The 22,989-nt window shown below is 69.1% G+C and carries 19 protein-coding genes; 9 read left to right on the plus strand and 10 right to left on the minus strand.

Annotated features, from left to right (window positions below):
- From rhaI to AC1DKN_RS08255, 7 genes are all read right to left on the minus strand, one after another.
- On the minus strand, positions 1 to 1,179 hold the full coding sequence (gene rhaI, locus AC1DKN_RS08225; protein WP_476870987.1) for an L-rhamnose isomerase: 1,179 nt from the start codon (positions 1,177 to 1,179) through the stop codon (positions 1 to 3).
- The gene (locus AC1DKN_RS08230; protein ID WP_476857784.1) at positions 1,176 to 1,559 is read right to left on the minus strand and encodes an L-rhamnose mutarotase; all 384 of its coding nucleotides are present in this window, start codon (positions 1,557 to 1,559) and stop codon (positions 1,176 to 1,178) included. The genes rhaI and AC1DKN_RS08230 overlap by 4 nt, the downstream gene beginning before the upstream one ends.
- A complete protein-coding gene (locus tag AC1DKN_RS08235; RefSeq protein WP_476870988.1) occupies positions 1,556 to 3,004 on the minus strand; it encodes an arabinose isomerase in 1,449 nt (482 codons plus the stop codon). The genes AC1DKN_RS08230 and AC1DKN_RS08235 overlap by 4 nt, the downstream gene beginning before the upstream one ends.
- Before the next feature lie 185 nt (positions 3,005 to 3,189).
- Positions 3,190 to 4,257, minus strand: a complete 1,068-nt coding sequence (gene rhaS / locus AC1DKN_RS08240; protein WP_084476154.1) for a rhamnose ABC transporter substrate-binding protein — start codon at positions 4,255 to 4,257, stop codon at positions 3,190 to 3,192.
- 74 nt (positions 4,258 to 4,331) lie between these two features.
- Complete coding sequence (locus AC1DKN_RS08245) at positions 4,332 to 5,414, minus strand: ABC transporter permease (RefSeq protein WP_476860444.1); 1,083 nt, start codon at positions 5,412 to 5,414, stop codon at positions 4,332 to 4,334.
- A complete protein-coding gene (locus tag AC1DKN_RS08250) occupies positions 5,407 to 6,453 on the minus strand; it encodes an ABC transporter permease (protein ID WP_243182157.1) in 1,047 nt (348 codons plus the stop codon). Before AC1DKN_RS08250 ends, AC1DKN_RS08245 begins: the two co-directional genes overlap by 8 nt.
- The gene (locus tag AC1DKN_RS08255) at positions 6,450 to 7,994 is read right to left on the minus strand and encodes a sugar ABC transporter ATP-binding protein (protein WP_476850648.1); all 1,545 of its coding nucleotides are present in this window, start codon (positions 7,992 to 7,994) and stop codon (positions 6,450 to 6,452) included. Before AC1DKN_RS08255 ends, AC1DKN_RS08250 begins: the two co-directional genes overlap by 4 nt.
- A gap of 259 nt (positions 7,995 to 8,253) precedes the next feature.
- Between AC1DKN_RS08255 and AC1DKN_RS08260 the strand changes: the two genes are divergently transcribed.
- From AC1DKN_RS08260 to AC1DKN_RS08290, 7 genes are all read left to right on the plus strand, one after another.
- On the plus strand, positions 8,254 to 9,264 hold the full coding sequence (locus AC1DKN_RS08260) for a LacI family DNA-binding transcriptional regulator (RefSeq protein WP_476870989.1): 1,011 nt from the start codon (positions 8,254 to 8,256) through the stop codon (positions 9,262 to 9,264).
- A gap of 12 nt (positions 9,265 to 9,276) precedes the next feature.
- Complete coding sequence (locus AC1DKN_RS08265) at positions 9,277 to 9,864, plus strand: SRPBCC family protein (protein ID WP_476870990.1); 588 nt, start codon at positions 9,277 to 9,279, stop codon at positions 9,862 to 9,864.
- Positions 9,865 to 10,022: 158 nt separating this feature from the next.
- Positions 10,023 to 10,268, plus strand: a complete 246-nt coding sequence (locus tag AC1DKN_RS08270) for a hypothetical protein (protein ID WP_476860447.1) — start codon at positions 10,023 to 10,025, stop codon at positions 10,266 to 10,268.
- Positions 10,255 to 10,389 carry a hypothetical protein gene (locus tag AC1DKN_RS08275; protein WP_476860448.1) on the plus strand — a complete coding sequence of 45 codons (135 nt, stop codon included), beginning with the start codon at positions 10,255 to 10,257 and terminating at the stop codon, positions 10,387 to 10,389. Before AC1DKN_RS08270 ends, AC1DKN_RS08275 begins: the two co-directional genes overlap by 14 nt.
- 142 nt (positions 10,390 to 10,531) lie before the next feature.
- Positions 10,532 to 11,164: a DUF4232 domain-containing protein gene (locus AC1DKN_RS08280; RefSeq protein ID WP_476870991.1), complete on the plus strand. Its 633-nt coding sequence runs from the start codon at positions 10,532 to 10,534 to the stop codon at positions 11,162 to 11,164.
- Between the two features lie 133 nt (positions 11,165 to 11,297).
- On the plus strand, positions 11,298 to 16,454 hold the full coding sequence (locus tag AC1DKN_RS08285) for an Lhr family helicase (protein WP_476870992.1): 5,157 nt from the start codon (positions 11,298 to 11,300) through the stop codon (positions 16,452 to 16,454).
- Complete coding sequence (locus AC1DKN_RS08290) at positions 16,447 to 17,313, plus strand: DNA-formamidopyrimidine glycosylase family protein (RefSeq protein WP_476870993.1); 867 nt, start codon at positions 16,447 to 16,449, stop codon at positions 17,311 to 17,313. Before AC1DKN_RS08285 ends, AC1DKN_RS08290 begins: the two co-directional genes overlap by 8 nt.
- 29 nt (positions 17,314 to 17,342) lie before the next feature.
- Here AC1DKN_RS08290 and yczE read toward each other — a convergent pair whose 3' ends face one another.
- A complete protein-coding gene (gene yczE / locus AC1DKN_RS08295; protein WP_476871061.1) occupies positions 17,343 to 18,050 on the minus strand; it encodes a membrane protein YczE in 708 nt (235 codons plus the stop codon).
- 51 nt (positions 18,051 to 18,101) lie between these two features.
- Between yczE and yczR the strand changes: the two genes are divergently transcribed.
- A complete protein-coding gene (yczR, locus tag AC1DKN_RS08300; RefSeq protein ID WP_476870994.1) occupies positions 18,102 to 19,667 on the plus strand; it encodes a MocR-like transcription factor YczR in 1,566 nt (521 codons plus the stop codon).
- Between the two features lie 158 nt (positions 19,668 to 19,825).
- On the opposite strand, the gene AC1DKN_RS08305 is transcribed toward yczR, so the two are convergent.
- Together AC1DKN_RS08305 and AC1DKN_RS08310 are read right to left on the minus strand one after the other, a co-directional pair.
- Positions 19,826 to 20,518 carry an SRPBCC family protein gene (locus AC1DKN_RS08305; protein WP_476870995.1) on the minus strand — a complete coding sequence of 231 codons (693 nt, stop codon included), beginning with the start codon at positions 20,516 to 20,518 and terminating at the stop codon, positions 19,826 to 19,828.
- Positions 20,511 to 21,227, minus strand: a complete 717-nt coding sequence (locus AC1DKN_RS08310) for a helix-turn-helix domain-containing protein (RefSeq protein ID WP_476870996.1) — start codon at positions 21,225 to 21,227, stop codon at positions 20,511 to 20,513. The genes AC1DKN_RS08305 and AC1DKN_RS08310 overlap by 8 nt, the downstream gene beginning before the upstream one ends.
- Before the next feature lie 764 nt (positions 21,228 to 21,991).
- Here AC1DKN_RS08310 and AC1DKN_RS08315 point away from each other — a divergent pair.
- Positions 21,992 to 22,984 (plus strand): RluA family pseudouridine synthase, encoded by a 993-nt coding sequence (locus tag AC1DKN_RS08315; protein ID WP_476871062.1) that lies wholly within the window; start codon positions 21,992 to 21,994, stop codon positions 22,982 to 22,984.
- Positions 22,985 to 22,989: the final 5 nt, after the last annotated feature.

Below are 22,989 nucleotides of genomic sequence, written 5' to 3' on the forward strand. Positions count from 1 at the left end.
TTAAGCGCCCCATCCGGCCTGGTGGCCGCCGACGCGGTCCTCGTTGATCTTCTTCTGGTAACCGCTGGCCTTGAAGGCGGCCATCGGGTCCGCGGGCAGGCCGCGGGATTCACGCCACTGCGCCAGCGCGGGGCGGACATCGGTGTAAAAGGCATCGTTGAAGATGCCGTTGGCGGCCAGGACGTCGCCGCTGCGCTGGGCCTCGGCCAGCGCATCGGTGTCGATCAGCAGGGCGCGGGCGGTCATTTCCTGGACATTGAGCACGGACCGGATCTGGCCCGGGATCTTTTCCTCCAGGTTGTGGCACTGGTCCAGCATCAGGGCGACGGCTGAATTCTCTCCTGCGGACTTGCCGAACCCGCCGCCGCGGATGACCTCGTGCATGATGCGGAAGAGCTGGAAGGGATCCGCCGCACCGACGATCAGGTCATCGTCCGCGTAGAAGCGGGAGTTGAAGTCGAAGGAGCCGAGCTTGCCCAGGCGCAGCAGCTGCATGACGATGAACTCGATGTTGGTGCCGGGGGCGTGGTGGCCGGTGTCGAGGCAGACAAAGGCTTTCTCGCCCAGGGCCAGGGTCTGGGCGTAGGAGGTACCCCAGTCCGGAACGTCGGTGTGGTAGAAAGCCGGCTCGAAGAACTTGTACTCCAGCACCAGGCGCTGCTCGTCGCCCAGGGCCGCGTAGATTTCCTGCAGCGACTCGGCCAGGCGGTCCTGCCGGCCGCGCATGTCGTCCTGGCCCGGGTAGTTGGTGCCGTCCGCGAGCCAGATCTTCAGATCCCGCGAGCCCGTGGCGTTCATGATCTCCAGGCACTCGAGGTGGTGGTCGATCGCGCGGCGGCGGACCGCAGGGTTCGAGGAGGTCAGGGAACCAAGCTTGTACTCGTCGTCCTGGAAGGTGTTGGAGTTAATAGTGCCGAGTCCCACGCCGAGGCCCGCCGCGAACTCCTTCAGGGCCGCGTAATCTTCCACCTTGTCCCAGGGGATGTGCAGCGCCACGGTGGGCGCGAGTCCGGTGAGTTCGTGGACCTTCGCGGCGTCGGCCAGCTTCTCGTGGACCGTGCGCGGGGTGCCGGGAGTGCCGAACACCTTGAAGCGGGTGCCGGAGTTGCCGTAGGCCCAGGACGGGACCTCGATGGCGAGTTCCCCGAGGCGGCCCAGGGCCGTTTCTGTGGTGTTCATGGTTGTTCCTTCTGCGGTTGGTGGTTGTCCCCGGCGGCGTTGGCCGCGGACAACTGGTCCTCGAGATTGAAGATTTCGGTGAGCTGGAGGAAGCCTTGGTCCGGCGCTCCGGCAAGGTCGTCGAAGAAGCCGGCCATCTCGGCCTGCCAGCGGGCGTTGACGTCAGTGGCTGCCATCCGGGCCTGGGCTTCGGTCAGGCTGTCCGTTTCGAAATAGCCGACCAGGAGCCCGTCGGGCCGGAGGAAGAGTGAGTAGTTGTTCCAGCCCGAGGCCTTCAGGGCCCGGAGCATCTCCGGCCAGACGGCCGCGTGCCGGCGGGTGTATTCCCCGATCAGCGCGGGCTTGACCTGGAGCTGGAAGCAGACGCGTTGCGTGCTCATGAGAGCACCACGTGGCGGTGTTCGATGCCCAGCAGGGATGCGGCAGCCTTGATGTCGGCGGCGCGGTGGCCGACGCATAGGGCCCAGTGGTGGCCGATTCCGGTCTGGCTCCAGACATCCACCCAGAGCCCGGGGTCCCCGCCGAAGTCCACCCGGGAGGTCGTGTTGCCGATCTGCAGGAGCGGGCCGGGAACCACCTCGCCCTCGGAGGTGACGAACACGTAGCTTCCGTCCGGGTCCTGGCCGAGGCCGAAGGTGGTGACGGGGCCGCGGCGAACATCGAATTCGACCGAGACGCCCCAGCCGCGTTTGCCGTGGTAGACGCCGAGTCCGCGCAGGAGCGGGTCCTGGGCGGACACGGCCAGGTGGGCCGGGCCGTCGTGTCCCATTTCGACCACGTTGTCGAGGAAGTTCAGGGCCTGGATCTCGGTAAATGATCCCCCGGCGCCGATCGCCTGGGCCGCCAGCATGGCGATGGAGGTCCGCAGCTCGAACTCGCCGGCCATCGGGATGCCCCGGGCCGTCAGGATGGAGGAGCCCAGGATCATCCCGGCGCCGAGCCGTTCGTGCTGTTCGCCGGCCAGTCCGCGGTGATAGTAGGCCACGGAGTCCAGGTCGAAGTCCTCCACAAGGCGGTCCAGGCCGACGGACACCTTCGCACCCCACGCGAAGTCGTCGTCGTTCACGGAGTCATCCACAACGAAAAGTTCGCGGGCGAGCCCGAGCCGTTCGGTCACCTCCGCCTCCGTGACGGCGTTGACCCGTTCGCGGAGGTCATCGAATTCGAGCACCTCCACGTGGGAGCCGAAGGTGGTGGACACGGTGGTGAGGTCGGTGGCGACATCGAGCATGCCCGGATAGAGGTGGCCCATGAGCCCGTGCCGGGCATTGCGGAGCCGGGCGCGGACGCCGGCGGCGTGGACCCACGCGGTGATCCGCTCCCAGGCGGACTCCTGCTTAAGGTGCCCCGAGACGGAGCGGAAGTCGATCCCGGCCCGGCGGAAGACGTTGGCGACCTCCGGCACCGGGCACTGGCCGCAGTAGGCCAGCCACTTGCCGGTGTCAAAGTTGGCGTGGTCCATCGCTTCGGTTGGCTGCAGGTCGATCACCAGGACGGGGGTCTTCGCGCGCTGGGCGATGGGCAGGACCATGGAGGATGTCAGGTACGTGGTGAGGAAGATGACGATGAGGTCGCAGTCGGCGACGCGGAGCTTTTCGCCGGCCGCGGCGGCCTCCTGCGCGTCGGAGATGAAGCCGGTGTCGACGACGTCGGCGTCGAGCTCCTGGAAGCGGCCGGTGACGTACCGGACGGACTCCCGCAGCTGCGGCAGCAGCTCCGGGAACTGGGGCCAGTAGGCGCCGAGACCGCCGGAGACCAGCCCGATGCGGGTGGGGCGGCGCCGGTGCGGTTGCAGCAGCCGGTCTGCCGGTTGTTTCTGGTTCATGTGGGGGCCTTCCGGCATGAAAAGGGGGATCTGGGGCTCCGGAACGTGGTTTCCGGGCACGGCTGTGGAGTTGACGCCGTGGGCCCGGTGCTGCGGCACCGGTGAAGTGGAACGGAGTGAAGTGGTGAGGTGCCGGGCGGGCTGTCGGCGGCCCGCCCGGCCGCTCGGGATGGGTCAGGAACGGATCAGAAGTTGTACTTGTCGATGTTCTCGGCGTTGAAGACCGTCGGCGGGCCGACGATCACCAGGCCGCCCTTTTCGACCTTGCGTTCGCCCAGTTCGCCGGCGGTGAAGGTATCCCCTTCGGCGCCGGTGATCTTGCCGTCCTTGAGGGCCTTGCCGGCGAACGCCGCCACGTAGCCGAGCTGTGCCGGATCCCAGAGGGCGAACTCCTTGACGGTGCCGTCCTTCACGAAGGGCCGCATTTCATTCGGCAGTCCGAGCCCGGTCAGGGCAACCTTGCCCTTGTAGGCGGACGTTGAGAGGTACCGGGCGGTGGCGGCGATGCCCACTGTGGTGGGCGAGATGATGCCCTTCAGGTTCGGGTGGGCCTGCATGAGGCCCTGGGCTTCCTGGAAGGACTTGGTGTCGTTGTCATCGCCGTAGACCTTGGCCACAAGCTTGATGTCCTTGTACGCGGGGTTGGAGGCGAGCTCCTCCTCCATGTACTTGATCCACTCGTTCTGGTTGGTGGCGTTGGCGGTGGCGGACAGGATGGCGATCTCGCCGCTGCCGCCGATCTGCTCGGAAATCAGCTTGGTCTGGATCAAGGCAACGTCCTTGGCGACGACCTGGCTGATGAAGATGTCGCGGCAGTCGGGATTGGTATCCGAGTCGAACGCGACGATCTTGGCGCCGGCGGAACGGGCTTCGCCGAGGGCGGTGCAGACGGCGTCGGGGTCATTGGCGGCAATCGCGATGACGTTCGTGCCGGCCTGAGTCTCGGCGTTGATGAACGAAACCTGGCTGGAGGCGGAGGCTTCCAGCGGTCCGACGACCTGCGAGGAGGCGAATCCTGCCTCAGTGGCGCCCTTCTTGCCGCCGCCCAGAACAACGTCCGTGTACGGGTTGTTCAGCTGCTTGGGGATGAAGGTGATCTTCTGGTCCCCGCCCCCTGCCGAGGGGCTGCTGGTGTCGGTCGAGGATGCAGAGCCGCTGTTGCAGGCTGTCAGCGCCAGTGCGGCCACGGCGGTGATGGCCACCATGCTTCCCAGTCGGCCGGTCCGGCCCTTGTTCTTGCGGTTCAACATCATTGTTCTTCCCTTTTCCTTCGTGCGGTCGGTACAGCCGGTCCCAGGCGGGCGCGGTTTGTTGTGGTGTGCAGATTTCAGGTGGCCTTGCGGGTGAAACTTCGGCGGACGCGGCGGGTGTGCCGCCATTGCCTGATGGCGGAGCCGATGCTCGGCGCCACCACTGAGAGGATCAGCAGCAGTCCGGTCACCGTGATGAGGACGACGTCGGACACCCGGGCCAGGCGGAGGGCGTAGTTGAGCGTGCCGATCAGCAGGACGCCGGCGATGACGCCGGGGATGGAGCCCTTGCCGCCGAAGATCGACACGCCGCCGAGCAGGACGGCGGCGATGACGGCCAGTTCCAGGCCGGAGGCGTTGTCGCTGCGGGCGCTTGTGTAGCGCAGCGTCCAGTAGATGCCGGCGAGAGCCGAAACGGCGCCGGACCCGACGTAGAGCCAGAACTTGCTGCGGGCGACGTTGATCCCGACGAAGCTGGCGGCTTCCTTGCTGTAGCCCATCGCATAGAGGCCGCGTCCGAACGGTGTGAAGTGCAGCAGCACGCCGAAGAAGACCATCACCACCACGACGCCGATCATCACCGTGGGGATGCCGGTACCGCCGATTTTGGAGGTGAAGAAGGCGGTCAGCGCCTTGGGGAAGTTGGCCACGGCGTTGTCGCCGATGATGACCAGGGCCAGGCCGCGGAACAACGCCAGGGTGCCGATGGTGACCGCCAGGGAGGGCAGTCCGAGGACCGCGATCAGGAAGCCGTTGAACATGCCGGCGGCAATTCCTGCCAGCAGGCTGATTGCCAGGGCCAGCCAGATGTCCGTCCCGCCGGCCCAGAGGACGCCCATCAGGGCGCTGGTCAGGCCGGCGGTGCTGGCCACGGACAGGTCGATTTCGCCCGTGATGATGATCAGCGTCATCGGCATGGCAATCAGCAGGACCGGGATCACGTCCAGGAGCAGGAAGCCGGTGGTGACCGGCGAGGCGAAGCGCGGGATGGCGATGGCGGCGTAGATCAGGAAAGCAATCAGGGCGTAGATGGTGACCGCGTCACGGCCCATCAGGATCCGCGCGGCCCCGGTCCGGCCCTTCGGTTCGCTGGCCAGCGGCTTGGTGTTGTCAGCCACGGGAGCCGGCGCCGTGCTGGTGGTGGACGTGGTTTCAGACATTGCGAGCCTCGCTAATCCGCAGTTTCTTGGCTGTGCGCAGGCTGGCCACGCGGTCGATGATGATGGCGGTGAGGATCAGCACGCCGACGATCGCCTGCTGCCAGAACTTGTCCACCCGCAGGGCGGTCAGGGAGCTGGTGATGGTGGTCAGGAGGACGGCGCCGAGCGCGGCCCCGGTCACCGATCCGCTGCCGCCGAAGATGGCCACACCACCGACGACGGCGGCCGCCACTACGGTCAGTTCCATCCCGGTGCCGGTGGTGGCGCCGACGGAGTTGAAGCGGCTGGCGTAAAGCACACCGGCCAGGCCGGCGAGCGCGCCGTTGGCCAGGAACGCGAGGAACACGCGCTTGGAGACCTTGATGCCGAAGGCGGTGGCCGCGTCCGGGTCCGAGCCGATGGCGTAAAGGTCACGGCCCGGGCGGGTGCCGGACATGTAGATGGCGACGGCGATTACGACGACGATGGCCAGCAGCGTGATGACGGGGAACCCCAGAAAGGTGTTCACCGAGAGGGCGCCAAACTCCTCCGGACGGTCGCCGGCGAAGTACTGCTTGCCGCCGGCCCAGGCGTTGTTCAGGCCGCGGTACACGTAGAGCGTCCCGAGGGTGATGACCAGGGCGGGTACTTTGGCGAGGGTGACCAGTGCGCCGTTGACGGCGCCCAGCAGCGCCCCGAAGGCCATGCCGATCACAAAGACTGCGATGATCGGCACGTCGGGCATGGCCGAGAAAAGGGAGCCGGTGCCGAAGGCGACCAGCCCCAGCATGGAGCCGACGGAAAGGTCGATGTTCCTGGTGATGATCAGCAGGGTTTGCCCCACCGCCAGAATCATGATGATCGTGGCGTTGAGCAGCAGGTCCTTCACGCCCTGCGCGGTGAGGAACAGCGGGTTGATCAGGTAGGTGACGAGTACCAGCAGTGCCAGCGCGATCAGCACGGGGAGTTCGCGCATCCGCAGCAGCGAGGCGACGGCGCCCCGGGCTCCGGCGTCGGGTGCCGGCGTCGTTGCGTTCTTGTGGTCCAGAGCTGAGCTCACAGGGTTCCTCCTGCGGAAGACGTGGCGGCGTGCATGACCGATTCGGGGTTCGCATCGGCACGGTCGAGTTCGGCGGTGATCCGGCCTTCGCGCATGACCAGGACGCGGTCCGCCATGCCGAGGACCTCGGGCAGTTCCGAGGAGATCATCAGGATCGCGATCCCGCGCCCGGCGAGGTCCGATATGAGCCGGTGGACCTCGCTCTTGGTGCCGACGTCGATGCCGCGGGTGGGTTCGTCGATGATCAGCAGCCGCGGGTCCGTGGCCAGCCACTTGGCGAGCACCACCTTTTGCTGGTTGCCGCCGGAGAGCGTGGAGACGGCGTACTCCTGCGAGCCGGTCTTGACCTGGAGCCGTTTGCTCCATTCCTGGGCCGCGCGCCGCTCCGCGCCCCCGTTGATCAGGCCCGCCGTCGTGTACTTGTTGCGCAGCGTGAGCGTGACGTTCCGGGCCACGGACAGGTCCATCACGAGGCCCTGCTTGCGGCGGTCCTCCGGCACGAAGCCCATGCCGGCGGTGATGGCCACCTGGGGATTCCTCGGCCTGAGCTTGCGTCCGTCGAAGGTGATATCGCCGGCGTCGTAGGGGTCGATGCCGAATACGGCACGGGCCACCTCGGTGCGGCCGGCGCCGACGAGGCCGGCCAAGGCAACGATTTCCCCGGCGCGGACCTCGAAGCTGATATCGCGGAACACCCCGGCGCGGCTGAGGCCGTCCACTTTCAGGACCACGTCGCCGATCTCGGCGGGGGTCTTGGGGAACAGGGCGCCAATGTCGCGGCCCACCATCTCGCGAACGACCTGCTCGACGGTGACGTCGGCCGTGCGGTGGGTGGAGATGTACCGGCCGTCCCGCATCACGGTGATGCGGTCGCACAGGTCAAAGACTTCGTCGAAACGGTGCGAAATGAAGAGGATGCCGGTCCCGCGGTCCCGGAGGCTCCGGGCCACGGCGAACAGCCGTTCCACCTCGACGCCGCTGAGGGCTGCCGTGGGCTCGTCCATCACCAGGACTTTGGCGTCCAGCGAAATGGCCTTGGCGATTTCAATGATCTGCTGGTCCGCGATGGACAGGCCTTCGGCGATGCGGGTCGGGTCGATCGGAACGCCGAGCCGCTCGAACAGCTTGCGCGCTTCCCTGACCATGGTCGCTTTGCTGATGAGCCCGAAGCGGCCCTTGGGCTGGCGGCCGATGAAAATGTTCTCCGCGACGCTCAGGTCGGGGAAGAGCGTGGGTTCCTGGTAGATGACCGAGATTCCGGCGTCCTTGCTCTCGGCAACATTGCGGAACTGGACGCTCTGGCCGGCCACCTGGAAGTCGCCGGAATCGGGGTGGTGCAGGCCAGCGAGGATTTTCACCAGCGTGGACTTGCCGGCGCCGTTCTCGCCGACGAGTGCGTGGATTTCGCCAGCCTCGATGTGGATGGTGCCGTCGGCCAGGGCGACCACCGGGCCGAAGGTCTTGGCTGCGTGGGAGAGCGAGAGGACCGGAACCTGCTCCCCCTCAGCGGGGCCGGACCGGGAACTGTGTGTCTGCTGCATAAAATTGACCGCACCTTTGGGGCTTAGTGAACTGTGCCTAGTGAACACGAAATGAATCGTTTCATAACGAGTTGTGATTTGAATCATAAGGTCTTCAAATCAACACGTCAACTGACGTCAGGCATTCGTGACGCTGCTTTTGATTCGTTTCAATAAAAGGGTTCAAAGTGGACCCCGGACGGATATCCTGAAGTGACTATTTTGCGTACGCGCCGCCTGGCCCCAGGGGCTGCGGCGTCCACCTTCAGGAGCACAGGAAATGGTTTCAGCGAGCGTCAAGGACGTCGCGGCACTGGCCGGCGTCTCGGTGGGGACGGTCTCCAATGTGCTGAACCGGCCGCAGAAGGTTTCCGCGGAAGTTACCCTGAGGGTCCAGTCCGCCATCGACAAGCTCGGCTTCGTCCGGAACGACGCCGCGCGCCAGTTGCGCGCGGGCATGAGCCACAGCATCGGCCTGGTGGTCCTGGACGCTGCCAACCCCTTCTTCTCGGATCTGGCCCGGGGCGCGGAGGACCGCGCCGCCGCGGAGAACTTCACCGTCCTCGTCGGCAACAGCAACGAGGACGAAGGCCGGGAATCCGCGTATCTGGACCTCTTTGAGCAGCAGCGCGTGCGGGGCGTGCTGCTGTCCCCGGTAGGAAATGTGATTCCCCGGTTGGAGCAGCTCCGGCGCAGGGGCATCCCTACAGTGCTCGTGGACCGCCAGACAGAGAACGCGAGCTTCTCCTCCGTGGCCGTGGACGACCTGGCGGGCGGGGAGATGGCTGCGGCCCACCTGTTGTCGCTGGGCAGGCGGCGGATCGCGTTTGTCGGCGGACCGGCAAGCATCCGGCAGGTAGCGGACCGTTTGGCGGGGGCGCGGAAGGCCATCGACGCCGTTGCGGGTGCAACGCTGGAGGTCATCGCCACGGAATCCCTGACCGTGCTTTCGGGCAGGGCGGCCGGCGAGTCCATCCAGGCCCGGCCCGAAGCCGAACGCCCGGATGCGATCTTTGCAGCCAACGACCTGCTTGCCGTGGGTGCCCTGCAGGGCCTGATGCTCATGGGCGGCGTCAAGGTGCCGCAGGAGATAGCCCTGATCGGCTACGACGACATAGAGTTCGCCGCCGCCGCCGTCGTGCCGCTGTCCTCCATCCGGCAGCCCAGCGCCCTCATCGGCTCCACCGCGCTGGAACTGTTGCTCCGGGAGGCGGCATCGGAGGACGGCTTTGCACCCACCCAGGTGGTCTTTCCGCCCGAATTGATAGTGAGGGCATCCACGCAGGGCTGAAAGGAGGCCCCGATGGGCAGCACAGATTATGAGTTCCGGACCGTCTGGCGCGTGGCGGGCACGCCGGAGGAGGTCGCGGCCGTCCTGGGCGACGCCACGGCCATGCCGCGCTGGTGGCCATCCGTCTATCTCAGCGTCGAGCCCGTGGCCGGCGGCCCGGAGCCCGGGCCCGGAATGCACAGACTTGTACGCCTCTACACGAAGGGCTGGCTGCCCTATACGCTCCGCTGGACCCTCACGGTTACAGAGCCCGTCACGGCCCGCGGCTTCGCCCTCACCGCGGCAGGCGATCTGAACGGCACCGGCCGCTGGACCTTCGAGCCGGACGGGCCGGAAACGGTCATCACCTACGACTGGCGCGTCAGTACCGCGAAGCCCCTGCTGCGGCGGCTGAGCTGGCTGCTGAAGCCGGCCTTCGCCGCCAACCACCGCTGGGCGATGGCCCGCGGCCAGGAGAGCCTCGCCCTGGAGCTGCGCCGGCGCCGCGCGGCAGCGGGGGGCAGCTCGGGGCGCACGGCGGCCGGGTCAGCGGCTGTCCCACCGCCCCCTCCGCCCACCTTTGCCTGGCTGACCCGCCGCGCAGCCCACACGGACACGTAGACGGCCGCCTAGCGTCCGGACTTCCGCCCGGGGCTCCGGCCCTGGACTTGTGCACAACAGTAAGTCAGTGTCTCATTCACTTGACCATTGAGGCGGGAGGCCATTCCACGGTTAGCTGGGTCACATCCTCGTTTCCCCGTGACCGTTCAGGACTCCTCATGACCTTGCAGAAAAACCGGCCTTCCGGCAGCGCCGCCCATTGGGACGATGTCGAGATCGGCGACGCCGTCCACCTCCACCGTGGCGGCCGCCTTGAGCACGCGGGCCTGGTGGATAACCGCACGCCCGACGGCGACGTCGTATGGGTGCTCTCCGACGGCGGGCACCGTCAGCTGTTCCACGTTGCCGACGGCTTTGAACTGAGCGTGGCAGAACCCGAAGGAGCCGGCCATGCTGGCAACTGACCGGCCAACGGCCCTGGCACGGCAGCCGGAAATCCTGTCCGGGTCCGCGTCCGGGACGGACCCCTGGGCCGCTTCCTGCCCCGACGACTGCCACTACTGCTCGGGGCCCGAGACCGACTAGGGCAGCTGCTCGCCGGCTGCGGAATAGAGCACGCGGCGCAGTTGACCTCGGCCGATGCCGGGAAATCACAATCCGGACATCAATCGGGCTCCGTCGCAGTGGCATCGTTGACTAAGGCAACGGCGGGGATAATGGTTGAGCCATGAGGTCTCAGCGAATGAAGCACGCACTGGTTGTGATAACGGCTGCCGCGGCGGCCCTCCTATTCAGCGGCTGCGGGGGCAGCTCGACGCAGGCCCAGTCGGCCACGTCCCCGCCCAGCCCGTCTGCCACGGAAACCAGCCAGCCGCCCGCGACGTCCGCTGCCGCGCCGGAATCCTCTGCGGCCGCCGCACCGTCCACCGCCAAGGGCGGCCCCCAGCTGTGCAAGGCCGCAAGCCTGACCGGCACCACCGACGCCACGGGCGGCGGCGCGGCCGGCAGCATCTACATGCAGCTGATCCTGACCAACTCCGGCACCGAACCGTGCCTGCTGAAGGGCTTCGCGGGCGTCTCCCTCACAGCAGGGGCCGACGGTGAGCCGATCGGCGCCGCCGCCACCCGCGACGACTCGGGCCCGGTCACCGACGTCACACTTGCCCCGGGCAAGGCCGGCACAGCCACCCTGCGCTACACCCAGGCCGCCAACTACCCGGACTGCACCAAGACACCGGCGGCAGGATTCCGGGTCTACCCGCCCAACGACACCGCGTCGCTGTTCATTCCGCAGCAACTGGACGCCTGCACCAACACGGAGATCAACCTGCTGACCATCGGTGCCTTCCAGCCCAAGTAACACCCGTCCCCCGCGTCTCTGATCCAGCGCGTCTGCGCTCCCGCCCGTCCCGGGGCACCTGGCCCCCGCGGGACCCGCCGCCCCATGATGTGGCCCGGCCAATAGTGTCGGCGGGGTAGGGCATGATGGAGGAATGAAGGGGCAGGAGCTCGCCGGCGGCACACTCGCGGCCGACGCCATGGACCGGTTCAGCCGGCCGACCCGGGACTGGTTCCTGGGCGCTTTTTCCGCGCCCACACCGGCCCAGAACGGCGCATGGAATGCCATCTCCTCCGGTGCGCACGCCCTCGTCGTCGCACCCACCGGCTCCGGCAAGACGCTCGCCGCGTTCCTCTGGGCGCTGGACCGGTTGCTTGTCTCCGCGCCCGCAGAGCCCGAAGCCCTGCCCGGCCTGGACCCGGCGGTCAAGGGTGGGCGCCGGAAGCCTGCTCGAGGCAAGGCGCCCCAGCGCAAGACCCGCGTGCTGTACATATCCCCGCTCAAGGCTCTCGGCGTCGACGTCGAACGCAACCTCCGCGCGCCGCTGATCGGCATCACGCAGACCGCCAAACGCCTGGACCTGCCGGCCCCGCTCATTAGCGTGGGCGTCCGGTCCGGGGACACGACGGCGTCGGACCGCCGCACGCTGCTCAGCCACCCGCCCGATATCCTCATCACCACCCCGGAATCGCTCTTCCTGATGCTGACGTCCAAGGCCCGCGAAACCCTCAGCGAAGTGGACACGATCATCGTCGACGAGGTCCACGCCGTCGCCGGCACCAAGCGCGGGGCGCATCTGGCAGTATCGCTGGAACGGCTGGACGCGCTGCTGCCCAAGCCCGCCCAGCGGATCGGGCTGTCGGCCACCGTGGAACCCAAGGAGCTGGTGGCGCAGTTCCTCGCCGGCTCGGCGCCGGTGGAAATTGTCGCCCCTCCGTCACGGAAGAACTGGGACCTGACCGTCTCCGTCCCGGTGGAGGACATGTCCGATCTCCAGGGCGCCGCCGGGGCCTTCGACTCCGGCCCGGCCTCCGGGCTGCAGCCCCAGGCCTCCATCTGGCCGCATGTGGAGGAAAAGATCGTGGACCTGGTGCTCGCCAACCAGTCCACCATCGTGTTTGCGAACTCCCGCCGCCTCGCCGAACGGCTCACCGCCCGGCTCAACGAGATCTACGCCGAACGCCAGCTCCTGGCAGCCGGCGGCGGCTGGACGGACTTTGGCGCCGGCGCCCCGGACTTCGACGCCGGACCGAATGACGTGCCGAGTCCGGTGCCGTCCGGCCGCGTGGGCATGCCGTCCGGCCGCGCCGCCGCGCAGCCCACATCCACCGCCACACCGGCCCACATGATGGCCCAGGCCGGGAGCACCGCCGGCGCCGATCCCGTGCTGGCCCGCGCCCACCACGGCTCCGTGTCCAAGGACCAGCGCGCCCTGATCGAAGATGACCTGAAATCCGGGCGGCTGCGCTGCGTCGTGGCCACGTCCTCACTCGAGCTCGGCATCGACATGGGTGCCGTGGACCTGGTGGTACAGGTCGAGTCGCCGCCCTCCGTGGCCAGCGGCCTGCAGCGGGTGGGCCGCGCCGGCCATCAGGTCGGCGAAGTCTCCCAGGGCGTCCTGTTCCCGAAGCACCGGGCAGACCTGGTCCACACGGCCATCACCGTGGAGCGGATGCTCGCGGGCAAGATCGAGCGGCTGAGCGTACCGGCCAACCCGCTGGACATCCTGGCCCAGCAGACGGTCGCCGCCACGGCCCTCGGTGCCATCGACGTGGAGGACTGGTTCAACACGGTCCGACGGTCGGCGCCGTTCGCCTCGCTCCCCCGCTCCGCGTTCGAAGCCACCCTGGACCTTCTTGCCGGGCGCTACCCCTCGGACGAATTCGCCGAACTGCGCCCCCGGGTCATCTGGGACCGGAACGCCGGGACCATCGAGGGCAGGCCCGGCGCGCAGCGGCTCGCCGTCACTTCCGGCGGCACCATCCCGGACCGCGGGCTGTTCGGCGTCTACATCATTGGCACCGAAGTCGAGGGCACCGGCGGTAGCGGTTCCTCCGGCGGCGCCAGTGCGGACGGCAGGGCAGCCAGCCCGGCCGCCGCCGCGGCCAAGGGCGGGCGCCGGGTGGGCGAACTCGATGAGGAAATGGTCTATGAATCCCGGGTTGGCGACATCTTCGCGCTCGGCGCCACCAGCTGGAAGATCGAGGACATCACGCACGACCGTGTCCTGGTCTCGCCGGCGTTCGGCCAGCCCGGCAAGCTGCCCTTCTGGAAGGGCGACTCCCTGGGCCGGCCGGTGGACTTGGGCCGCGCCCTCGGCGCGTTTATGCGCGAACTGGCGGCGTCCGACGTCGGGCCGGCCACCGAGCGGTGCAAGGCCAGCGGACTGGACGATTACGCCGCGAACAACCTGATCCAGTACCTCGCCGAACAACGGCTCGCCACCGAGGTGGTCCCCAGCGACACGACCCTCGTGGTGGAACGCTTCCACGACGAGCTCGGCGACTGGCGCGTGGTGCTGCACAGCCCCTTCGGCATGCCCGTGCACGCACCGTGGGCCCTGGCCGTGGGCCAGCGCCTGCAGCAGCGCTACGGGATGGACGGCTCGGCCATGGCCGCCGACGACGGCATCGTGCTGCGCGTGCCCATGATGGAGGATGAGCCGCCGGGCGCCGAGTTGTTCCTGTTCGACCCGGAGGAAATCGAGCAGATCGTGACGGCGGAGGTCGGCGGGAGCGCCCTGTTCGCCTCCCGGTTCCGCGAGTGCGCGGCCCGCGCGCTGCTCCTGCCCCGGCAGAATCCCGGCAAGCGGCAACCCTTGTGGCAGCAGCGGCAGCGTTCGGCGCAGCTGCTGGATGTTGCCCGGAAGTACCCGACGTTCCCGATTGTCCTCGAGACGGTCCGCGAGTGCCTTCAGGATGTCTACGACCTTCCGGCGCTGAAGGACATCGCCGCGTCCGTCGAGCGCCGCGAGCTCAGGATCGTCCAGACCACCACCCAGCAGCCCTCCCCGTTCGCGAAGTCCTTGCTCTTTGGCTACGTGGCCCAGTTCCTCTACGAAGGCGACTCCCCGCTGGCGGAGCGCCGGGCCGCCGCCCTGGCCCTCGATTCCACCCTGCTCAACGAGCTCATGGGCCGCGTTGAGCTGCGCGAACTGCTGGATGCGAAGGTCATCGAGGCCACCGAGCGCGAACTGCAGCGGCTGGCCCGCGACCGACAGGTGCGCGGACTGGAGGGCGTCGCGGACCTCCTGCGCCTCCTCGGTCCGCTCTCGCCAGACGAGGTCGCCGCCCGGCTGGAGCCGGTGGCGGCCCCAGCCCAGGGAAGCGAGGCTGCCGGGACCGCCGGGACTGACCAGACTGACCAGGGGGGCCTGCCTGTCGAAACCCCGGCAACCGAGGCCTCCGCCGCCGCCCACCTCACCGCACTGCAGCGGGCCAACCGGGCGATCAAGGTCAACATCGGCGGCATCGAACGCTTCGCGGCCGTCGAGGATGCCGCCCGGCTCCGGGATGCCCTCGGCGTGCCGCTGCCCATGGGTGTGCCGCTGGCCTTCATCGAACCGGTCGCGGACCCCCTCGGCGACCTCGTCTCGCGCTACGCCCGCACGCACGGGCCCTTCACCGCCGCCGAGGCCGCGGCGCGGCTGGGACTGGGCGTCGCCGTCGTCGGCACGGCACTGAAGCGGCTGGCCGCGGACGGACGCGTGGTGGAAGGAGAGTTCCGCCCGCACGCTGCGCCACCGGCGGGCACGTCAGCCAGCACGGCAGCCGGCGGTGAAGAATCCGAGGTGGAGGGATACGGCGAGGAGGCATTCCAGCCCGCCGTTTTGCCTCCCCTTTTGCCTCCCCTTTTGCCTGCGGCGGGTGTGAGCGAATGGTGCGACGCCGAAGTCCTCCGCAGGCTGCGCCGCCGTTCCCTCGCCGCGCTCCGCGCCGAAGTCGAACCGGTGGACGCCGCCGCCTACGGCCGATTCCTTCCCGCCTGGCAGAACGTGCGGACCCCGGGCGGCCGCGGGCAGTCCGCGCTCCGCGGCCTGGACGGCATTATCACGGCCATCGACCAGCTCTCCGGCGTGCCCATTCCGGCCTCGGCATGGGAGCCGCTTGTCCTGGCCAGCCGCGTCTCCAACTACCAGCCGGCCATGCTGGACGAGCTCATGGCCGCCGGCGAGGTCCTTTGGTCCGGTGCCGGCTCGCTGCCGGGCAACGACGGCTGGGTGAGCCTGCACCTCGCCGATTCGGCCGAACTGACGCTGAACCCGTCCATCGACTTCGAACCCGGCGACGCGCAGCGACGGCTCCTCGAGCACCTGCAGAACAACGGCGGCGGCTACTTCTTCCGGCAGCTGACCGAGGTTGCCGGCGGCATGGATTCGGTGCTCAGCGACCAGGACGTGGTGGCCGCACTCTGGGATCTCGCCTGGGCGGGCCGGATTACCGGCGACACGTTCGCCCCCGTCAGGGCCCTGATCGCCGGCGGCCACACCGCGCACCGGCAGGTGGGGCGCGCCCCGCGGGCCCGCGCGCCGCGGCTCAGCCGGCTCGGACGGGCGCACGGCACCGGCCTGCTCGGATCACCGGGACTCACCGGCGGCCGGTACGGATCCGTGACCGGCACCGCGCCCGCTCCCCCGCTCGCCGCGGGACGCTGGTCCGCGCTGCCCTCCCCGGAGCTCGATCCCACCATCCATGCCCGGGCCACCGCGGAGCTGCTCCTGGACCGCTACGGTGTGGTCACCCGCGGCTCGGTCATGGCAGAAAACATCCTCGGCGGCTTCGGCCTCATGTACAAGGTCCTGGCCCGGCTCGAGGAAGCCGGACGCTGCCGTCGCGGCTACTTCATCGAACACCTCGGCGCGGCGCAGTTCGCCGTCCCGGCCACGGTGGACCGGCTGCGGTCCTACGTCGAGGACGCCGAGTTGCACAAGGCCGAGCCGGTGGCCCTGGCCCTCGCCGCGACCGACCCCGCCAACCCGTACGGCGCCGCACTGCCGTGGCCTGCGCTCAACGTCGACGCCGGCACCGGCCACCGCCCGGGCCGGAAGGCCGGCGCCCTCGTGGTCCTGGTCGACGGCGCCCTGGCGCTTTATGTCGAGCGCGGCGGCAAGACCCTGCTCGCGTTCAGCGACGACCCCGACGTCCTGGCCGCGGCCGGCACGGCCCTGGCGGGTGTGGTGACCCGCGGCGCGGTGGACAAGCTGATCATGGAAAAGGTCAACGGCCACGGCATCCTGGACACCCCGGTGGCGGCCGCCCTGGCCCAGGCCGGGGCCTATTCCACCCCCAAGGGACTGAGGATCCGTGCCTGAGGGCGATTCGGTCTTCCGCGCCGCCGCACAGCTGCACGCAGCCCTGGCCGGGAAGGAACTGGTCTCCTCCGACTTCCGGGTCCCGCGCTTCGCCACCCTGAAACTCGGCGGCTGGACCGTGGCCGAGGTGGTGCCCCGCGGCAAGCACCTGCTGATGCGCGTCCAGGGCCCGACGCCCCGAGACCGGCTCACCATCCATTCGCACCTGAAGATGGAGGGCAGCTGGCAGGTCTACCCGCCCGGGGGCCGCTGGCGGAAGCCCGGCTTCACGGCCCGCTGCGTGCTGCGGACCGCCACGGCCGACGCCGTCGGGTTCTCCCTGGGCATCCTTGAGGTGGTACGGACCGACCAGGAGGACACCATCGTGGGGCACCTCGGCCCGGACCTGCTGGGCCCGGACTGGGACGCGGCCGAGGCCGAACACCGGCTGCTCGCGGCTCCGGACGTTCCGATAGGCGTCGCCCTGCTGGACCAGAGCAAGCTCGCGGGGATCGGAAACATCTACCGGTGCGAGGCCTGCTTCCTCGCGGGAGTCCACCCGGCGTCGCCCGTCTCGGCAGTGCCGGATCTGGCCGCCATCATTACCGACGCCCAGGTCCTGCTCTCCGCCAACCTCGGGCCGGGCCGGCGGACCACCGTGCTGAACGCGCGGGGCGTGCCGGTGGGCCGCACCGCCGGGCGTCCCGGTTACTGGGTTTACCGGCGCGAGCACCAGCCGTGCCTCAAATGCGGCACTCCGATCCGCCGCGGCGTCCTGGGCAAGGAGAACGGCGCCGGCACTTTCACCGAGGAACGGGACATCTACTACTGCCCCACCTGCCAGCCCCTGCCGGGCCCCGGAAGAGAAGGCGCCGGCTGACGGGGCCCGCGGGAATTAACCCGCGGAAATCAATCGGCCGGCCCGCTGCCCGCCGCCACAGGGACTGCCGTCCCGGCAACGGCGGCTTCCGTTTCAGTTCCGGCCGTTTCAGTTCCGGACGCTTCAGTTCCTGCCGCAGGGACCGGACGCGCTTCCGGAACGGTGAACCGCGGCAGCAGCAACTGCACCAGGGGGCCAATGGCCAGCGCGTACAGCACCGTGCCCACACCGACCGAGCCGCCCAGCAGCCAGCCCGCGCCAAGGACCACCACTTCAATGCCGGTGCGGCAAACCCGGACCGGCCAGCCCGTCCGCCGGGCGAGGCCCGTCATGAGCCCGTCCCGTGCGCCCGGGCCCAGGCGGGCGCCGATGTAGCAGGCGGAGGCGACGCCGTTGAGCAGCACGGCCCCGACGAGCAGGCAGATCTGGCCGCCCAGATGCGAAAACTGTGGAATCAGGGCCAGCCCGATGTCCGCGAAGACCCCCACCAGCACCGCGTTGCACAGGGTTCCGACGCCGGGCCATTGCCGGAGCGGGATCCACAGCAGCAGCACCAGGAAGCTGACAACAACCACCACCGTGCCGAGGCTGAGCCCGGTCCTGGCCGCCAGCCCCTGGTGGAGCACGTCCCACGGCGCCGTGCCGAGGCTGGCGCGGATGACCATGGCGAGGGAAATGCCGTAAAGAGCGAGGCCGATGAGGAGCTGGAGGAGTCTGCGGGTCAACATGGTCTCCATCCTCACGAAAACTGGCCTTGCAATCCATAGCCAGTTTGAAATACTGGCTCTATGTCCGTCTCTTTGACTCCGGGGTCGCTGGCCCGCCTGCTGGGCGAGTGGAACGTCGGTGCCGCCCCCGCTTACCGCGAGCTGGCCGACGTCGTCCGCCTGCTCATCCTCGACGGCCGCGTAGCCCTGGACGTCGCCCTGCCGAGCGAGCGCTCGCTGGCAGCGGCCCTTGGCATCAGCCGCACCACGGTGACGGCGGCCTACGCCCTGCTGCGAGAGCAGGGTTTCCTCAGCAGCGGCCAGGGCAGTCGGAGCCGGAGCTGCATCCCAAGCCAGGGGCCCTTGCATGCCGGCGGCCACGACGGAGCCCTGCGGCTAAGTGGCGCGCCCGGCCTGGCGGTGCCGGACGGGATCCTGGACCTGGCTTACGCCTCCCTGCCCGCGAGCGGCGAAGTGGTGCACCGGGCGTTTGCCGCGGCCCTGACCGAATTGCCGGCCCTGCTGCCTGGCTTCGGCTACGACGCCCTGGGCGTGGGCCCGCTCCGGGAAGCCATTGCGGCCCGGTACACCGCCGCCGGGGTCCCGACAACGGCCGCGCAGGTCCTGGTCACCTCCGGCGCCCAGCACGCGCTGAACATTGTGCTCCGCACATTGGCCGGGCGGTCCGGGACCACGGTGCTCGTGGAGCATCCGAGCTACCCGAACGCCCTCGACGCGATCCGGGCTGCGGGCTGCCGACCGGTCCCGGTGGCCATGCCTGCCGCAACACCCGGCGGCACAGGCCATAACGGCGCAGTCCACGGCGGCCGTCTCCACAGCCCAGGCGGTAACGGCCTTGCCCACAACGGCGCAGGCGGCTGGGACCTCGAGGCCATGGAAACGGCGCTGCTCCAGCAGCGCCCCGCGATGGCGTATGTGGTGCCGGACTTCCACAACCCCACCGGCCGGCTGATGCCCGATTCCCAGCGGCGCCGGCTCGTGAAGGCGGCCGCGGCGTCGGGCACTGTGCTGGTGGTGGACGAGACGCTGCGGGAGTTGAACCTCGACGGCGCCGCCTCGACCCCCATGGCCGCTTTCAGCCCGGCGGTGGTCTCCCTCGGTTCCCTCAGCAAGTCGCACTGGGCAGGGCTGCGCACCGGCTGGATCCGCGCCAGCGAGCCCCTCATTCAGCGTTTCGCCGCTGCCCGAACCACCCTGGACCTGGGCGGGCCGGTGGTGGAGCAGCTCGCCGGGGCGCATCTGGTCAATGCCATGACGGAGCCGCTCCCCGACAGGCTGGCCGCGCTGCGCGGGAACCGGCACAAACTGGTGGAACTGATTCGGGAGCACCTGCCCGGTTGGGAGCCCGAATGGCCCGTCGGCGGCCTGTCCGTCTGGTGCCGACTCCCGGCGCCGATCAGCACGGCACTTGCGGTGCTGGCCCCCGACGTCGGGATCCGGCTCGCCGCCGGACCCCGGTTCGGCGTCGGCGGCGCGTTTGAGCAGTACTTGCGGTTGCCGTTCACGCTGCCACCGGAGCAGCTGGAGACGGCCGTGCTGGCATTGCGTTCGGCGCAGGACCGGCTGGAGGCCTCCCCGCAGCTGCGGCGCAACCTGTCGTCCCCGCCGGCCGCGGCCATCGCCTGAACCGAGTCGCGCACAGGCCCGTCCCGCGACGCCCTTTCTTTCCCGCGTCTCGAGGTCGCCGGAAACGTCCGAAGTCGCCGGACCATTCCGGCGACTTCGGCCCGTTCCGGCGAACTCGAACGTTCAGGGCATCGCCAGGCAGGATGCGCGTCGCGGGATCAGGCGTAGACCTTCGTCAGGAACCCGGCCCAGGCCTTCGCCGTCGCCCCGGCGTCCCCGCTGCCGCTGAAGTCGTGCACGGTCATGCCCACCGGCGCGCCGAAGGCGTTGCGCCCGAAGAAGCGGTACATCGTGTCCGCGGTCCGCAGGCCGAGGAAGTTCTCGTTGGCGAAGTCCACTTCGCCGGCCAGCGGCCCGACGCCGTCGAGCTCCAGTTCCACCGTCTCCCCCGGAGCGGCAGTGTCGACGCCCAGGGCCCGCTTGAGCCGGTCGAAGCCGTCCGGGGTCTGCGAAGCCGCGGGTGCCTGGATGTCCGCGAAGACCACGGGCTTGCCGTCGAAGTACTTCAGGTACTGGCCCAGGGTGTGCAGATAGAACGCCGTGTGCTTGCTGGCGCCGTCGTACTGCTCATCCCAGTTGTCCGCAAAGATGCCGCTGTGCACATAGTGCAGCCGTGCCCGGCCACCGTCGAGCGGTTCCAGGACGTGCTCCAGCTGGTTGAACCAGCCATCCGGACCGTCCATCCGGGACACCAGACGGGTGGGGTATTCGTCCACGGTCCGGACCGCCGGCCATTGGTCCGTGGGGAACATCCAGGCCGGGGTGTCCTTGGTGACGGCCTCCCACACCCGTTCCGGGGTACCGGGCAGTTCGGTGTCGTAGACGATTTCGAATTTCCGTTGGTCAGTCATTGTCCTGCTCCTTGGCTTGTGGGGTTGTTTGCGGGGTTGCTGTTTGTGGGTCTGAGTGCGCTGCCTTCGGCTGCGGCGCCTTGAGCGCCGGGTGCAGCGCGACGACCAGCCGGTGCTTGCGTCCCTCCGGCCGGCGACCTGCCTGCGAACCTGCCTGCTGATCTGCCGCGGAACCTGAGGGGAGGTCACCGCCGTCGTGGTATTTGTCCACGAGCCTGGTCACGGCGACGCCGAGCTCCTCGGCGAAGGCCGCCCGGTCCGCCGCCGAACGGAAGGTGATCTCGCCGTCGATGGCAAAGGTGGCGAGTTTCTGCCGGGCCGCGGCCGCCCCGGCGATCAGTTGCCCCATCTCCTGGACCATGCGGGCAGCGAGTGCCAGCAGCCAGAAGGCGGAAAAGCGGTCCGAGAACCGGTGCGGGTCCGGCGCCACCGAGGCCAGCGCCGCCGGCGAAATCAGGTACGACGCCGCCGTCGCCCGCAGAATGCGTTCGGTCACGTTGCCGCGCCGCCGCTCCTCGACGAGCTCGACGAGCCCATGCCGCTCGAGCGCTTTGAGGTGGTAGTTCACCTTCTGCCGCGGCAGGCCCACCCTCGCGGCGAGCTGCGTCGCAGATCCGGGCTCGGCCAGTTCGCGCAGGATCCGCGTCCGGATCGGGTCCAGCGAGGCCTCGGCCGCGGCCGGATCCTCAATCACTCCGATGTCCAACATGCTTCCAGTCTGCCTTCCGACAATTTTATTTGTCAAGAACTTTTTTCTCGTCGGCGCTCGTGTGCGGGCAGCGGCGCATGGCGAGTTCGCCGGAAGCGTCCGAGGTCGCCGTATGTTTCCGGCGACCTGGCACGGGTCCAGCGAACTGGAGCTCAGGGCGGCCGCCGCGGCTCGGGGCTGGGGTAGGACGGGCGCAAGGGAGGGGTGGCGGCGGCATCGCGAATTCGCCGGAAGCGTCCGAGGTCGCCGGACCTTTCCGGCGACCTGGCACGGGTCCAGCGAACTGAAACACAGGCACACGGAGGTAGAGGACGGCGCCTAGGCGATGGACACGGACGGCGGGGGTGTGACGGGCGCAGGGCGGGGATGGCATCGCGAGTTCGCCGGAAGCGTCCGAGGTCGCCGTATGTTTCCGGCGACCTGGCACGGGTCCGGCGAACTGGAGCTCGGGCCCGCGGCGGGAGAGGACGGCGGGTAGGCGAGGGACACGGACGCCGGCAGCGCGCGGGGCGTGACGGGCACAGCTCGGCGACGCATGGCGAGTTCGCCGGAAGCGTCCGAGGTCGCCGGATGTTTCCGGCGACCTCGCGAGTATCCGGCGAACTGGAGCTCGCGGAGCGTCGGGTCGCGGGGGTGGCGGCGGGGCGGGGGTCGGGGGAACTGGGGCCGGGCCGCGGGGGCGGGTCGCGGGGGCGGGATCGCGGCGGCGGTCGCGGCAGCACTGCGCAGGGCGCGGGAGGCCGGGCCCGTAGAATGGTCGGGTGATGCAATCCCCCCTTCCCGTGCGCGACGGCGTCAACGCGACGCGTCTGCGCCTGCCGGACGAGGGTCCCTGGGAGACCGCGCTGGACTACATGATGCACCGCTGGGGGCACATCGATCCGCAGGGCATCGAGGACCGGTTCGACGCCGGCGAGATCGTCGGCGAGGCGGGGATCGCCCTGGACCGCAGCACGCCGATGCAGGACCACACGTTCATCTGGTACTACCGGACCCTGCCGCCGGAGACCCGGATCCCGGTGGAGCTGAACATTCTGCACCAGGACGATCACCTGCTGGTGGTGGACAAGCCGCACTTCCTGCCCACCACCCCCGGCGGGACGTACATCCAGGAATCGGCCTTGGTCCGGCTCCGGAACCAGCTCGGCCTCCCGGACCTGATTCCCATGCACCGTCTGGACCGCATGACCGCCGGCATCCTGCTGCTCTCCACGAACCCCGAGACCCGGGGCAAGTACCAGGTGCTCTTCGAAAAGCGCCAGGTCCAGAAGGAATACGAGTGTGTGTCCGCCGCGGAGCCCGCACCGGGCCATCCCGCGGTGGACTTTCCTGTGGTGGTGCGCAACCGGATGACCAAGTCCCGCAGCTACCTGCTGGCCGAGGTCGTCGACGGCGAACCCAACGCGGAAACCCGGATCGAGCGGCTGCGCACGTTTGACGCTTCCGGCGCACCCGACGGCGGCGCACCCGACGGCGGCGCACCCGACAGCGCACCCGACGTCGACGGCGGCCCGCACCGCCGCGCGCTGTACCGGCTGGAGCCGCACTCCGGGAAGACCCACCAGCTCCGCGTGCACATGGCCTCACTGGGCCTCGGGATCGTCAACGACGCGTTCTACCCGGAACTGCTGGACAAGACTCCGGACAATTACGCCAAGCCGCTGCAGCTCCTGGCCCGCGGGATCCGCTTCGTGGACCCCATCTCCGGCAGCCCGGTGGAATACCGCAGCAGACTGGAACTCAGCGAGGCCCGCTAGCGGCT

The sequence above is a fragment of the Arthrobacter sp. 01N444 genome (assembly GCF_056399305.1).

Bases quoted from the DNA above. Each gene is read 5' to 3' on its own strand.
- AC1DKN_RS08270 (WP_476860447.1), top strand. From the start codon at position 10,023: ATGACCTTGCAGAAAAACCGGCCTTCCGGCAGCGCCGCCCATTGGGAC.
- AC1DKN_RS08315 (WP_476871062.1), top strand. From the start codon at position 21,992: ATGCAATCCCCCCTTCCCGTGCGCGACGGCGTCAACGCGACGCGTCTG.
- AC1DKN_RS08260 (WP_476870989.1), top strand. From the start codon at position 8,254: ATGGTTTCAGCGAGCGTCAAGGACGTCGCGGCACTGGCCGGCGTCTCG.
- AC1DKN_RS08230 (WP_476857784.1), bottom strand. From the start codon at position 1,559: ATGAGCACGCAACGCGTCTGCTTCCAGCTCCAGGTCAAGCCCGCGCTG.
- AC1DKN_RS08280 (WP_476870991.1), top strand. From the start codon at position 10,532: ATGAGGTCTCAGCGAATGAAGCACGCACTGGTTGTGATAACGGCTGCC.
- yczR (WP_476870994.1), top strand. From the start codon at position 18,102: ATGTCCGTCTCTTTGACTCCGGGGTCGCTGGCCCGCCTGCTGGGCGAG.
- rhaS (WP_084476154.1), bottom strand. From the start codon at position 4,257: ATGATGTTGAACCGCAAGAACAAGGGCCGGACCGGCCGACTGGGAAGC.
- AC1DKN_RS08245 (WP_476860444.1), bottom strand. From the start codon at position 5,414: ATGTCTGAAACCACGTCCACCACCAGCACGGCGCCGGCTCCCGTGGCT.
- AC1DKN_RS08305 (WP_476870995.1), bottom strand. From the start codon at position 20,518: ATGACTGACCAACGGAAATTCGAAATCGTCTACGACACCGAACTGCCC.
- rhaI (WP_476870987.1), bottom strand. From the start codon at position 1,179: ATGAACACCACAGAAACGGCCCTGGGCCGCCTCGGGGAACTCGCCATC.
- AC1DKN_RS08265 (WP_476870990.1), top strand. From the start codon at position 9,277: ATGGGCAGCACAGATTATGAGTTCCGGACCGTCTGGCGCGTGGCGGGC.
- AC1DKN_RS08285 (WP_476870992.1), top strand. From the start codon at position 11,298: ATGAAGGGGCAGGAGCTCGCCGGCGGCACACTCGCGGCCGACGCCATG.
- AC1DKN_RS08255 (WP_476850648.1), bottom strand. From the start codon at position 7,994: ATGCAGCAGACACACAGTTCCCGGTCCGGCCCCGCTGAGGGGGAGCAG.
- AC1DKN_RS08275 (WP_476860448.1), top strand. From the start codon at position 10,255: ATGCTGGCAACTGACCGGCCAACGGCCCTGGCACGGCAGCCGGAAATC.
- AC1DKN_RS08235 (WP_476870988.1), bottom strand. From the start codon at position 3,004: ATGAACCAGAAACAACCGGCAGACCGGCTGCTGCAACCGCACCGGCGC.
- AC1DKN_RS08310 (WP_476870996.1), bottom strand. From the start codon at position 21,227: ATGTTGGACATCGGAGTGATTGAGGATCCGGCCGCGGCCGAGGCCTCG.
- yczE (WP_476871061.1), bottom strand. From the start codon at position 18,050: ATGGAGACCATGTTGACCCGCAGACTCCTCCAGCTCCTCATCGGCCTC.